We start from the raw sequence: 12,773 nt of genomic DNA, 5'->3' as shown, positions 1-12,773 counted from the left end.
TCCGGGTCCTCCGGTCTCCTACGATGAAAAGATGACGTGGGAGACCGGGGGGAAGTCCGAAGAGCCGGACGGGGCGGGGCGGCGGGACCCCGCCCCGCCGCCCGTCGGCGGAATCCTCTGGAGCGTCGCCGGGGACATCCGGGTGCTGCTCACCCTCCCCTCCGCGCTCACCATGCAGGTCGCGCACCCCGCCGTCGGCGCGGGCGTCGACACGTACTCGGTGTTCCGCACCGACCCCTGGGGCCGCGGCGAGCGGTCCCTGCGCTCGGCGCAGCTGTGGGTGTACGGGGGCGAGGAAGCCGCCGAGGAGGGGCGCCGGCTGCGCCGCCTGCACCGCACCATCCAGGGCACCGACACCCGCGGGCGCCCGTACCACGCGCTCATGCCGGCCAACTACGCCTGGGTGCACGCGACCGGCTTCCCGGTCTTCCGGCACGCGAGCGCCTACCTCCAGCGCCGCCCGTACACCCCGGCCGAGGAGCGGCAGCTGTACGCCGAGTGGCTCCGCGTCGGCCGGATCCTCGGCATCCACGACCGCGACATGCCGCAGACGCTCGAGGAGTTCTGGCCCTACTACCGCAGGATGCTCGCCGAGGAGCTGGAGCTGACCGCGGTCGCCGACGAGCTGACCTCGGTGGACCGGCCGGTGCCGCCCCCGGACCGCGGCCCCCTCGCGCTGAGGCTGCCGCTGCGCCTGCTGTGGCCGGTGCTGTTCCCCCCGATCGCCCGGTTCCGCAGGTTCGCCACGATCGGTCTGATGCCGCCCGACGCGCGGGAGGCGATCGGACTGCCCTGGACGGACGCCCAGGAACGCCGTCTGCGCGCCCTGGGCCGGGTCGTCCGCGTCGTCGTCCCCCTCCTCCCGGAGCGGCTGCGCTACCTCCCGCTGGCGAGGCGCGCCCGCGCCCGGGCCAGGCGCCCCGGCTGACCCGGACGGGGGAGCCCCGGCGGCCCGCCGGGGCTCCCGTGCTGCCGCGGGATCAGCGCGCGTGGACCGCGTTCGTCGCCGCGATCGCCTTCCACGACCTCGGCCGGAGGGGCGGCGCCGCCGCGCGGGTGAGCGCCGCGCCCTTCGCCGCGGACGCGTCCGGCCTCGACGGCTGGTACAGCCAGGTGTCGAAGAGCGCGGCGAGCGGCCGGCCCGAGATCCGCTCGGCGTACTTCAGGAAGTCGCCGACCGTCGCGTTGCCGTACGCGTGCTCCTTCGGCCAGCCCTTCAGCACGGCGAAGAACGCGTCGTCGCCGATCTCGTTCCGCAGCGCCTGGATGGCCAGCGCGCCCCGGTCGTAGACGGCGATGTCGAACTGGTTCTCCGGGCCGGGGTCACCCGGCGCGACCGTCCAGAACGCGTCGCCGGCCGGATGCGACGCGTACACGTAGTCCGCGAGTTCCTGCGCCGTTCCCTCGCCCTCGTGCTCGGACCACAGCCACTGCGCGTAGCGCGCGAAGCCCTCGTTGATCCAGATGTCCTTCCATCCGGCGACGGACACGTCGTCGCCGTACCACTGGTGGGCCAGCTCGTGGACGACGACGGAGACGTTCGAGCCGGACGCGAACTGGCGGGGGCTGTAGAACGGCCGGGTCTGCGTCTCCAGGGCGTAGCCGGTGTTCGTGTTCGGGACGTACCCGCCGAGCGCGTCGAACGGATACGGCCCGAAATACCCGCTCAGCCAGTCGGCGATCTCGCCCGTGCGCTCGACGCTCGCCCGCGCCGCCCCGTCGTTGTCGCCCAGGTCCTTGCTGTAGGCGTTCACGACGGGGATGCCGCTGTCCGAGGTGCCGGTCGTGAGGTCGAACCTGCCGATCGCGAGCGTGGCGAGATACGTCGCCTGCGGCTTGCGGGAGCGCCAGTTGTAGCGGGTCCAGCCGAGGCGGGAGGAGGTCGACTGCAGGGTGCCGTTCGAGATCGCCTGCGTCCCGTCCGGCACGGCCACCGAGACGTCGTACGTGGCCTTGTCGAGGGGGTGGTCGTTGCTGGGGAACCACCACCAGGCGGCCTCGGGCTCGTTGGCCCCGACACCGCCGTCCGGGGTGCGGTGCCAGCTGGTGAAGCCGTACGCCTGCTCGGACGAGGGCACGCCGCGGTAGCGGACGACCACGGTCATGGGGGCGCCCTCTGGCAGCGGGGTCTTCGGGGTGATCTCCAGCTCGTGCTCGCCCGAGTGGGTGAAGGACGCCCTGGCGCCGTTGACCCGCACCTCGCTCACGTCGAGCAGGAAGTCGAGGTCGAACCGGGAGAGGTCCTGCCGGGCGGTGGCCGAGAGGGTCGCCGTGCCCTCCAGTTCGTCCGTCCGCGGCTGGTACTTCAGCCGCAGGTCGTAGTGCGAGACGTCGTATCCGCCGTTGCCGTAGTCCGGGTAGTAGGGGTCGCCGATGCCCGGCGCCCCGGGCCGGAAGTCCGCCGCCGATGCCGGGATCGCCAGCATCAGGGAGGCCGCGAGCGCGCCCGGGGCGATGAGTCTGCGGTGCACTGAAGCTCCAAGTGGTAGGGGCCCGTGGTCCGTTCGAGCCTATTCAGCCCCTCCGGCCACGGTCATGTCCATGGCCACCCCTGTCACACGATCGCCATTCGGCCGACATGGGACCCACATCGGACGGGACACCGGCGCCGCGGAGAAGGGCGAGGCGCGGTGCCTGTGGTACTTCCTGGGGCATACGGGAAACACGTGTCCGTCCGCCCTCCAGGGGAAGGTGCCGCGCATGACAGACGACCTGAAGAAGAGAGGGGCGGCGGGCGGTGCACCGGATCTCCCGGACGGCTCCGCACACCGTACCGACCGGGTGGTCTTCGGCGTGACCGCCGCACTGACCGTGGCCTTCGTGGTCTGGGGAGCCGCCTGGACCGACTCCCTGGAGAGCGCGTCCGGCACCCTGCTGCACGGGCTGATCCACAACGGCGGCTGGGCCTTCATGCTCGCCGCCTCCGGCTTCGTCGTCTTCGCCCTCTGGCTCGCCGCGAGCCGCTACGGCAAGATCTACCTCGGCGCCGAGGGCGAGGAACCCGAGTTCCGCACCGTCTCCTGGGTCGCGATGATGTTCAGCGCCGGCATGGGCATCGGCCTGATGTTCTACGGAGTCAGCGAGCCGCTCGCCCACTACACCGACCCCCCGCCGGGCACCAGCCCCTCCGACTCCGCCGAACGCATGCAGACGGCGATGGCCACGACCCTCTTCCACTGGACGCTCCACCCCTGGGCGATCTACGCGGTGGTCGGCCTCGCCATCGCCTACAGCACCTACCGCAAGCGCAGGCGGCAGACGATCAGCGCGGTCTTCACCCCGCTCATCGGCGAGAAGCACGCCAACGGGCACTGGGGCAGGGTGATCGACATCCTCGCGATCGTCGCCACCGTCTTCGGCTCCGCCGCCTCGCTGGGCCTCGGCGCCCTGCAGATCGGCTCCGGCTTCAAGGTGCTGGACTGGATGGACGACGTGAGCACCGGCCTGCTCGTCACGATCATCGCCGTGCTGACCGCGGCCTTCGTCGCCTCCGCCATCTCGGGCGTCGAGAAGGGCATCCAGTGGCTGTCCAACATCAACATGGTGCTGGCGCTCGCCCTCGCGGTGTTCGTGTTCATCGCGGGCCCCACCATCATCGTCCTCGACCTGCTGCCCACCTCGATCTTCTCCTACCTCGGCGACCTGCCCCAGCTGGCCGGCCGCACCGAGGCCAGCACCGGCAAGGGCGTCGCCGAGTGGCTGAGCAACTGGACCGTCTTCTACTGGGCCTGGTGGATCTCCTGGACGCCGTTCGTCGGCATGTTCATCGCCCGGATCAGCCGCGGCCGCACCATCCGGCAGTTCGTCGGCGGCGTCATCCTCGTCCCGAGCACCGTCAGCCTCGTCTGGTTCGCCGTCTTCGGCGGTTCGGCGATGAAGATGAAGGAGGGCGGCCGGCTCGGCGCCGAGTCCACCCCCGAGGGACAACTCTTCGGCGTCCTGCACGAGTTCCCCGTCGCCACCGCGACCAGCCTGCTCGTGATGATCCTGGTCGGCATCTTCTTCGTCTCCGGAGCGGACGCCGCCTCCATCGTGATGGGCACCCTCTCCCAGAAGGGCGCCATGGAACCGGCCCGTCTCGTCGTGGTGTTCTGGGGCGTCGTGACCGGCGCCGTCGCCGCCATCATGCTGCTGGTCGGCAGCGGCGAGGGCGACGCCCTGACGGGCCTGCAGAACCTCACGATCCTCGCCGCGGCGCCGTTCGTGCTCGTCATGGTCGGCATGTGCGTGGCCCTCATGCGCGACCTGCGCAGGGACCCGCTCATCGTGCGCGGCGAGATGGCCTCGGAGGCCGTCGAACTCGCGGTGATCGAGGGGCACAAGCGCTACGAGGGCGACTTCGAGATCCGCATCGGCCCCGGCCAGGGCCTGGACACGGAGGGCGACCCGCTCGGCCACGAACACAAGTGACCGCACCTCGGCGAACGCCGTACCGGCACCGGATCCCGCTGGACCCGAAGGCCGTCGCAGGGACGTCCTTCCTGGTGGCCCGCACGGCGGAGGCCGTGCTGGTCGAGCCGGTGGCCCGCTGAAAAGCCGGTACGGGGGCCCGCCGCGGGGCCGTTAGGATCGGCCTCCTGATGACTGCCACTCTCGTCGCCAAGAACCTCGCCGCCGGACACGGCGACCGCTCGCTCTTCTCCGGGCTCGACCTCGTCGTCGCCCCCGGGGACGTGATCGGCCTCGTCGGTGCCAACGGCGCGGGCAAGTCCACCCTGCTGCGGCTGCTCGCCGGGCTCCTCGCCCCGGAGGAGGGGGAGCGCCGGCTCTCCCCGCCGACCGCCACGGTCGGCCATCTGCCGCAGGAACCGGAGCGGCGCGACGACGAGAGCGTGCGGCACTTCCTCGCCCGCCGCACGGGCGTCGCCGAGGCCCAGCGGCTCATGGACGAGGCGACGCAGGCCCTGGTGGACGGCGCACCGGGCGCCGACGACGCCTACGCGACGAGTCTGGAGCGGTGGCTCGCCCTGGGCGGCGCGGACCTCGACGAGCGCGCCGAACAGGTCGCCGGCTCCCTCGGACTCGCCGTCGGCCTCGACCAGCCGATGACGTCGCTGTCCGGCGGCCAGGCGGCCCGCGCCTCGCTCGCCTCGCTGCTGCTCTCCCGCTACGACGTGTTCCTGCTCGACGAGCCGACCAACGACCTCGACCTGGACGGCCTGGAGCGCCTCGAACGCTTCGTGTCCGGGCTGCGCGCGGGCACCGTCGTCGTCAGCCACGACCGCGAGTTCCTCACCCGCACGGTCACCAAGGTCCTCGAACTCGACCTCGCCCAGCGGCAGATCACCTTGTACGGCGGCGGCTACGAGGCCTATCTGGAGGAGCGCGAGACCGCGCGCCGGCACGCCCGCGAGGACTACGAGGAGTACGCCGACAAGCGCTCCGCCCTCGAAGGACGCGCCCAGATGCAGCGCTCCTGGATGGACAAGGGCGTCAAGAACGCCCGGCGCAAGGCGAGCAACGACAACGACAAGATCGGCCGCAAGTTCCGCAGCGAGGCCAGCGAGAAGCAGGCCGCCAAGGCACGCCAGACCCAGCGCATGATCGAGCGGCTGGACACGGTCGAGGAACCGCGCAAGGAGTGGGAGCTGCGCATGGAGATCGCGGCGGCCCCCCGCTCCGGCGCCGTCGTCGCCGCTCTGCGCGACGCCGAGGTGCGCCGCGGCGGCTTCACCCTGGGCCCCGTGACCCTGCAGATCGACTGGGCGGACCGGGTCGCCGTCACGGGCGCGAACGGCGCCGGCAAGTCGACGCTGCTGGCCGCGCTGCTCGGCCGGGTCCCGCTGGACGCCGGGCACGCGTCCCTGGGCTCGGGGGTGGTCGTCGGCGAGGTCGACCAGGCCCGCAAGCTGTTCCACGGCTCGGAATCGCTGCTGGACGCGTTCGGCGCGGCGGTGCCCGACACCGAGCCCGCCGACGTGCGAACCCTGCTGGCCAAGTTCGGGCTCACCGCGGACCACGTCCTGCGCTCCGCGGCGACGCTGTCACCGGGCGAGCGCACCCGCGCGGCCCTCGCCCTGCTCCAGGGGCGCGGCGTGAACCTGCTCGTCCTCGACGAGCCGACCAACCACCTCGACCTGCCGGCCATCGAGCAGCTGGAGTCCGCCCTCTCCACCTACGAGGGCACCCTCCTCCTGGTGACCCACGACCGCCGCATGCTCGACGCGGTCCACACCACCCGCCGCCTGGAGGTGGCGAACGGCCAGGTGAAGGAGCAGTAGCTCAGCCTGCGCCCACCCCTGCCGCCCTGGCGGCACGGGTGGGCGCAGGCGGCACCCGGTCAGGCGCCGGTCCGTCATCCCACCGCAGTCACGCCCACCCCGCCGACGGGGCCCCTCCGACCAGGGGCCCCGGCATCGCTCTCAGCCCCGTCCCCGCTTCGGGTCGGCCAGCCCCGCCCGCCGCAGCGCGTCGGCCATGGCCCCGTTGGCGGGCGCGGGCGACGCGGGAGTGCCCTGCCGGGCGCCGCCCCCACGCCCCTGCCGGCCCTGCCCCTGACCCTGCTGCCCCCTGGACCGCTGCCCCTGGCGAGGCGCCGGAGGCCGTCCCCCGCGCGGAGAGCGTCCCTCCTCGTCCCGTCCCTTGGCACCCGCCTCGTCGTCCAGCCGCAGCGTCAACGAGATCCGCTTGCGGGGGATGTCGACGTCCATCACCTTCACCTTGACGATGTCGCCGGGCTTCACGACCTCACGCGGGTCCTTGACGAACGTCCGCGACATCGCGGAGACGTGCACGAGCCCGTCCTGGTGGACACCGACGTCCACGAACGCCCCGAACGCGGCGACGTTGGTGACGACCCCCTCCAGGACCATCCCGGGCGCGAGGTCGCCGATCTTCTCGACGCCCTCCTTGAAGGTGGCCGTCTTGAACGCGGGACGCGGGTCGCGCCCCGGCTTCTCCAGCTCCTTCAGGATGTCCGTCACGGTCGGCAGGCCGAACTTCTCGTCCACGAAGTCGTCCGCCCGCAGGGAGCGCAGCACCGCCGTGTTGCCCACGAGCGAGGCGACCTCGCCCCCGGCCTTCTTCACCATCCGGCGCACCACGGGGTACGCCTCGGGGTGCACGCTGGACGTGTCCAGCGGGTCCGTGCCGCCGCGGATGCGCAGGAAGCCCGCGCACTGCTCGTACGCCTTGGGGCCGAGGCGGGCCACGTCCTTGAGCGCGGTGCGGGAACGGAACGGGCCGTTCGCGTCGCGGTGGGCCACGATGTTCTCGGCGAGCCCGGAGGAGATCCCGGAGACGCGGGAGAGCAGTGGCGCGGAGGCGGTGTTGACGTCGACACCGACGCCGTTCACACAGTCCTCGACGACCGCGTCCAGGGAACGGGACAGCTTCACCTCGGACAGGTCGTGCTGATACTGCCCGACCCCGATGGACTTCGGGTCGATCTTCACCAGCTCGGCCAGCGGGTCCTGGAGCCGCCGGGCGATGGAGACCGCGCCGCGCAGCGACACGTCCATGCCGGGCAGCTCCTGAGAGGCGAACGCCGACGCCGAGTACACGGAGGCGCCCGCCTCGGAGACCATCACCTTGGTGAGGTTCAACTCCGGGTGCCTGGTGATCAGTTCACCGGCGAGCTTGTCGGTCTCGCGGGAAGCCGTGCCGTTGCCGATCGCGATCAGCTCGACCGCGTGCGCCGCCGACAGCCGGGCCAGCTTCGCGATCGCCTCGTCCCACCGGTTGGCGGGGACGTGCGGGTGGATCACGTCCGTGGCGACGGCCTTGCCGGTCGCGTCGATCACGGCGACCTTGACGCCCGTACGGAAACCCGGGTCGAGGCCCAGCGTCGCCCGGGTGCCCGCGGGGGCGGCGAGCAGCAGGTCACGCAGGTTCGCCGCGAACACGTCGACCGCCTCGTCCTCGGCGGCCGTGCGCAGCCGCAGCCGCAGGTCGATGCCGAGGTGCACCAGGACGCGGGTGCGCCAGGCCCAGCGGACGGTGTCCGCGAGCCACTTGTCGGCGGGGCGGCCCCGCTGGACGATCCCGAAGCGGTGGGCGATCGTCGCCTCGTACGACGACGGGCCGTCGGTGGCCTCCTCCGGCTCCAGGACGAGGTCGAGGACGTCCTCCTTCTCGCCGCGCAGCATGGCCAGGATCCGGTGCGAGGGCAGCTCGGTGAACGGCTCGGAGAAGTCGAAGTAGTCGGAGAACTTCGCGCCCGCCTCCTCCTTGCCCTCGCGCACCCGGGCGGCCAGCCGTCCCTTCACCCACATGCGCTCGCGCAGCTCGCCGATCAGGTCGGCGTCCTCGGAGAACCGCTCGGTGAGGATCGAGCGGGCGCCGTCGAGCGCGGCCTGCGGATCGGCGACGCCCTTGCCGGCGTCGACGAAGGCCGCGGCGGCGGCGAGCGGGTCCACCGAGGGGTCGGCGAGCAGTCCGTCGGCCAGCGGCTCCAGGCCCGCCTCGCGGGCGATCTGCGCCTTCGTGCGCCGCTTGGGCTTGAACGGCAGGTAGATGTCCTCCAGGCGCGCCTTGGTCTCCGCGCCCCGGATCCGCTCCTCGACCTCGGCGGTGAGCTTGCCCTGCTCGCGCACGGAGTCGAGGATCGCGGCGCGCCGCTCCTCCAGCTCCCGCAGATACCTCAGCCGCTCCTCGAGCGCGCGCAGCTGCGCGTCGTCGAGCATCTCGGTCGCTTCCTTGCGGTAGCGGGCGATGAAGGGCACCGTGGACCCGCCGTCGAGCAAGTCCACGGCGGCCTTGACCTGCCGCTCCCGTACGCCGAGCTCCTCGGCGATCCTGCTTTCGACGGACCCTACTTGGATGGACCCGGGTGTCGTCACGATCCCGTACCGCCTTCTTCACTGGGTTGCGCGGCAATTGTGGCAGGTGACGCCGACAACGGGGGATCAGGGCGCCCGGCGGCGCGGCCGGGCCCGGACGAATCCCGGCACACCGGAGCCGGACACGCCTCGGCGTGTCCGGCTCCGGTGACGGTGCGGGTCAGGCCCTGCGGGCCCGTCCGCCGCGGCGCGTGGAGTCCGAGGCGCCGCCGAACAGCCGGGCCACGGCCCGGAACGGCAGGGTCACGACGGTGGCGATCGCCCCGCCGATCTGTCGCAGCACGTCTGCGATGGCACGGAACACGTGGGTCCCCTTTCCTCTCCCCGGCCTGTCCGCCCGGGGCCTTTCCAGGTACCTCAGTTCTTGCCGATCATGCCCTCCGGGAAGGCACCCGCGGCGAACGCCTTCGTCATCAGGCCCATGGCGAGTTCCGTGAGCCGCTCGACGCCGGGCGCGCCGAGGTGCTCGTACGGTGCCCGGTCGAGCCGGTCGGTCTCGGTCTCGACCCGGCGGCGCAGCTCCACCCCGGCCTCGGTCAACTCACCCTCGCCGTCGAGCAGTCCGCGCTCCCGCAGCCGGCCGGCCGCGGCGTCCCAGTCGGTACGGGACCAGCCGCGCGTGCCCAGGGCCCACCTGGGGGACATGCCCTTGCCGGTCGCGGTGTGGCTGACCAGTGCCTCCAGCGGGTCGAGCCCGGCGCCGAGCAGGACGGCGAGATGGCCGTCGCCGCGGTGCTCCCGCAGCAGGGTCGCCGCGTGCCACAGCCGCAGGTGCGGCGCCTCGGGCACGGGCAGGTCGGCGTGCGCGGCGTACAGCGGGCGGGCGGTGCGGGTGCAGGCCTCGGTGGCCCGCAGCGCCAGCTCGGCGGCCTCGGCCAGCCCGGGGGAGACGAGGACGTCCTCGCCGAGCAGCCGGCGCAGGGTCGCGTCGACCACGCGCGCGCGTGCCGCGAGGACGGTCTGCGCGGACGCGAGCGACCACACGTGCGGGACGTGCTCCGCCACGAGTTCGTGGCGGAAGTTGTAGAACGTCGCCGTCACCACGCCCGCGCCCACCGGGCCCATGGCGGCGGCCCGCACGGCGAAGTAGGCGCCCCGTGGGTCCTCCACTCCCACGGCGGCCAGCTCCCGGCCGAGGTCGGGCGAGAAGTAGTGCGTCGAGTGCAGCGAGTTGAGGACGTTGTGGCAGCGCCGGCCGGCGCGCTCCGGCAGAGGAGTGGTCATGCACCGGCACGTTACCGACTGGTCAGTACGGGGGGAACGGCCGGGAGGGGAATGAGAGCCGCGTCATGGCAGGAAAGGAGGGGTGTTCGTCATTGCGGACGGCCGCCGTCCCGCGAAGAATCGACGTCACGCGAACCGTGCTGGTCGTCCTCTTCGACGACGTACAGAGCCTCGACGTCACCGGGCCCGTGGAGGTCTTCAACGGGGCCGAGCTGCGGGCGGCCGGCACCTACCGCATCCGCACCGCCTCCCTCGACGGCTCCCCGGTCCGCACCTCCAGCGGTCTGCGCCTCGCCCCGGACCACGCCCTCGCCGACGCCCCCGCCCCGCACACCCTGATCGTCCCCGGCGGCCGGGGCACCCGGGACCTGGCCCCGCGGCTCGTCGACTGGCTGCGCGTCCACGGACCCCGGGCCGAACGCCTGGTCTCGGTCTGCACCGGCGCACTCGCGCTCGCCCGGGCCGGCCTCCTGGACGGCCGCCGCGCGACGACCCACTGGGCCTACTGCGACAAGCTCGCCCGCGACCACCCGGAGATCGAGGTCGACGCCGACCCCATCTACATACGCGACGGACAGGTGTCCACCTCGGCCGGCGTCACCTCCGGCATCGACCTGTCGCTCGCCCTCGTCGAGGAGGACCTGGGACGCGAGGCCGCCCTCGCGATCGCACGCCACCTCGTCGTCTTCCTGCTGCGCCCGGGCAACCAGGCCCAGTTCAGCGCCCAGCTGGCCGCGCAGACCGCGCAGCGCGAGCCGCTGCGCGAGGTCCAGCTGTGGATCACCGAACACCCCGGCGACGACCTGTCGGTCGAGTCCCTCGCCTGCCGCGCCCGGCTCTCGCCCCGCCACTTCGCCCGCGCCTTCCAGGCCGAGACCGGCATGACCCCGGGCCGCTACGTCGACCGGGTCCGCCTCGAACACGCGCGGCGTCTCCTGGAGGACACCGCCGACGGCGTCGAGGTGATCTCGCGCGCCAGCGGCTACGGCACCCCCGAGGCGATGCGCCGCGCCTTCGTCCGGACGCTCGGCTCGTCGCCCGCCGAGTACCGGCGCCGCTTCCGCCCCGCCCCCGCCCTCTGACGGGCCCACCGGAACCAGTACCCGAACCGGAACCAGCACCCGGACCAGCCCCGGAGCCCGGGGTCCGCGGCGCAGGGCGCGAGCCGCCGTGTGCGCCCGCGCTCCCGCCGGCGTGCCCCACGGCCCGTGCGCACCACACCCACCGGAAGGAAGACCATGCAGATCGCGATCGTCCTCTTCGACCGCTTCACCGCCCTCGACGCCGTCGGACCCTACGAGACCCTCGGCCGCCTGCCCGACTCCGAGACCGTCTTCGTCGCCGAGCAGGCCGGCCCCGTCCGCACCGACACGGGGAACCTGGCACTCGTCGCGGACCGCACGTTCGCCGAGGTCACCCGCCCTGACATCGTCGTCGTCCCCGGCGGCCCCGGTCAGACGGCGCAGATGGACAACGGCGTGCTGCTCGACTGGCTGCGCGCCGCCGACGCCACCACCACCTGGACGACCTCCGTGTGCACCGGCTCGCTGCTGCTCGCCGCCGCCGGGCTTCTCGAAGGGCGCCGGGCCACCTCGCACTGGCTGGCGTACGACGTGCTCGGGCGGTTCGGCGCCGAGGCGACGGGAGAGCGGGTGGTCACCGACGGCAAGTACGTCACGGCGGCCGGTGTCTCGTCCGGCATCGACATGGGGCTCACCCTGCTCGGCACGATCGCGGGCGCCGACCACGCCATGGCCGTACAGCTGCTGACCGAGTACGACCCGCAGCCGCCCTACGACGCGGGGTCCCCGGAGAAGGCACCGGCGCGCATCGTCGAGGCGATGCGCGCGAAGAGCCGGTTCACGTTCGCGTAGCGGTCCAGCCGAAGCGCGGCGTCCGGCGTTCCAGGAAGGCGGCGACACCCTCCGCGGTGTCGCCGCCGGCGCGCGCCTGCTCCGCCCAGTGGGCGTCCCGGTCCAGGCGGCCGTCCGCGAACTCCTTCGCCGCCGCCTGCGTCAGCTGCGAACGCCCCACCAGGACCCGCGTGAACTCGGCCACGCGCCGGTCGAGTCCGCCCTCCGGGAGCACCTCGTCCACCAGTCCCGTCCGCAGCGCGCGCCCGGTGCCGATCAACTCCCCGGAGAAGAGCAGGTACTTGGTCGTCGCAGGGCCCACCAGCGACACCAGCCGCCGGGTGGAGGACGCCGGATAGACGATGCCGAGCTTCGCCGGCGTGACCCCGAACATCGCGCCGTCCTCGGCGAACCGCAGGTCGCAGGCGGCGGCGAGCTGGCAGCCGCCGCCGACGCAGTAGCCGCGGACCGCCGCCAGCGTCGGCTTCGGGAACGCCGCCAGCGCCTCCTCGGCGAGTACGGCGAGCCCCTGCGCCTCGGCCGGCGACTCCCGCAGCGTCGAGATGTCGGCGCCCGCGCAGAACGTGTCGCCCTCCCCGGTGAGCACCAGCGCCCGAACCGCGTCGTCGCGGGCCAGCCCGGCGAGCAGTGGGGGCAGCGCGCGCCACATGCCGGCCGTCATGGCGTTGCGCTTGGCCGGGTGGTGGACGACGACGGTGGCGACCCCGTCGGCGACGCTGTGCGGAAGGTGCGGCTCCATGTCCCGGATGCTATCCGGGCCCCGCCGGACGGGTGCCCGGCAGGGGCCGGTCGTCGGAACTCGGAACCCGTACAACCCGAAGAGTGGCTCACAGCGACTTCAAAAGGCCAAAGGCGGTCGGATATACGGCGTTGTCGTGCACGGACGGTCGTGAAG

11 protein-coding genes are annotated in these 12,773 nt (G+C 72.9%); 6 read left to right on the top strand and 5 right to left on the bottom strand.

Going from position 1 to position 12,773, the window contains the following annotated elements; translation table 11 throughout:
* Positions 1 to 31 precede the first annotated feature (31 nt).
* The gene (locus tag ACFY93_RS06825; protein WP_391354245.1) at positions 32 to 928 is read left to right on the top strand and encodes an oxygenase MpaB family protein; all 897 of its coding nucleotides are present in this window, start codon (positions 32 to 34) and stop codon (positions 926 to 928) included.
* 52 nt (positions 929 to 980) lie between these two features.
* Here the strand turns inward: ACFY93_RS06825 and ACFY93_RS06820 are convergent, their stop codons facing one another.
* On the bottom strand, positions 981 to 2,471 hold the full coding sequence (locus tag ACFY93_RS06820; protein ID WP_391354243.1) for a M1 family aminopeptidase: 1,491 nt from the start codon (positions 2,469 to 2,471) through the stop codon (positions 981 to 983).
* A gap of 229 nt (positions 2,472 to 2,700) precedes the next feature.
* Between ACFY93_RS06820 and ACFY93_RS06815 the strand changes: the two genes are divergently transcribed.
* From ACFY93_RS06815 to ACFY93_RS06805, 3 genes are read left to right on the top strand one after another with little or no spacing between them, the layout of a single operon-like run.
* On the top strand, positions 2,701 to 4,410 hold the full coding sequence (locus tag ACFY93_RS06815; RefSeq protein WP_391354241.1) for a BCCT family transporter: 1,710 nt from the start codon (positions 2,701 to 2,703) through the stop codon (positions 4,408 to 4,410).
* Positions 4,407 to 4,532: a hypothetical protein gene (locus ACFY93_RS06810; RefSeq protein ID WP_391354240.1), complete on the top strand. Its 126-nt coding sequence runs from the start codon at positions 4,407 to 4,409 to the stop codon at positions 4,530 to 4,532. Before ACFY93_RS06815 ends, ACFY93_RS06810 begins: the two co-directional genes overlap by 4 nt.
* Positions 4,533 to 4,580: 48 nt before the next feature.
* On the top strand, positions 4,581 to 6,221 hold the full coding sequence (locus ACFY93_RS06805; protein ID WP_391354239.1) for an ATP-binding cassette domain-containing protein: 1,641 nt from the start codon (positions 4,581 to 4,583) through the stop codon (positions 6,219 to 6,221).
* Between the two features lie 141 nt (positions 6,222 to 6,362).
* Here ACFY93_RS06805 and ACFY93_RS06800 read toward each other — a convergent pair whose 3' ends face one another.
* The 3 genes from ACFY93_RS06800 to ACFY93_RS06790 form a co-directional block, all read right to left on the bottom strand.
* Positions 6,363 to 8,780, bottom strand: a complete 2,418-nt coding sequence (locus ACFY93_RS06800) for a helix-hairpin-helix domain-containing protein (protein ID WP_391354238.1) — start codon at positions 8,778 to 8,780, stop codon at positions 6,363 to 6,365.
* A 160-nt stretch (positions 8,781 to 8,940) separates the two neighbouring features.
* Positions 8,941 to 9,084 carry an LPFR motif small protein gene (locus ACFY93_RS06795; protein WP_391354237.1) on the bottom strand — a complete coding sequence of 48 codons (144 nt, stop codon included), beginning with the start codon at positions 9,082 to 9,084 and terminating at the stop codon, positions 8,941 to 8,943.
* Positions 9,085 to 9,137: 53 nt separating this feature from the next.
* Entirely contained in the window at positions 9,138 to 10,004 is an 867-nt protein-coding gene (locus ACFY93_RS06790; RefSeq protein ID WP_391354236.1) for a hypothetical protein, read from the bottom strand.
* Between the two features lie 65 nt (positions 10,005 to 10,069).
* Between ACFY93_RS06790 and ACFY93_RS06785 the strand changes: the two genes are divergently transcribed.
* Positions 10,070 to 11,086, top strand: coding sequence for a DJ-1/PfpI family protein (locus ACFY93_RS06785; protein WP_391354235.1), 1,017 nt, complete (start codon positions 10,070 to 10,072; stop codon positions 11,084 to 11,086).
* A gap of 156 nt (positions 11,087 to 11,242) precedes the next feature.
* Positions 11,243 to 11,878 carry a DJ-1/PfpI family protein gene (locus ACFY93_RS06780; protein ID WP_391354234.1) on the top strand — a complete coding sequence of 212 codons (636 nt, stop codon included), beginning with the start codon at positions 11,243 to 11,245 and terminating at the stop codon, positions 11,876 to 11,878.
* Here ACFY93_RS06780 and ACFY93_RS06775 read toward each other — a convergent pair.
* A complete protein-coding gene (locus tag ACFY93_RS06775; protein WP_391354232.1) occupies positions 11,865 to 12,617 on the bottom strand; it encodes an enoyl-CoA hydratase-related protein in 753 nt (250 codons plus the stop codon). The genes ACFY93_RS06780 and ACFY93_RS06775 overlap by 14 nt on opposite strands.
* Positions 12,618 to 12,773: the final 156 nt, after the last annotated feature.

The organism is Streptomyces sp. NPDC008313 (genome assembly GCF_042956125.1).
Classification (GTDB): domain Bacteria; phylum Actinomycetota; class Actinomycetes; order Streptomycetales; family Streptomycetaceae; genus Streptomyces.
The sequence above is the reverse complement of the archived record's forward strand: the minus strand, read 5'-3'. Positions and strand labels throughout refer to the sequence as shown.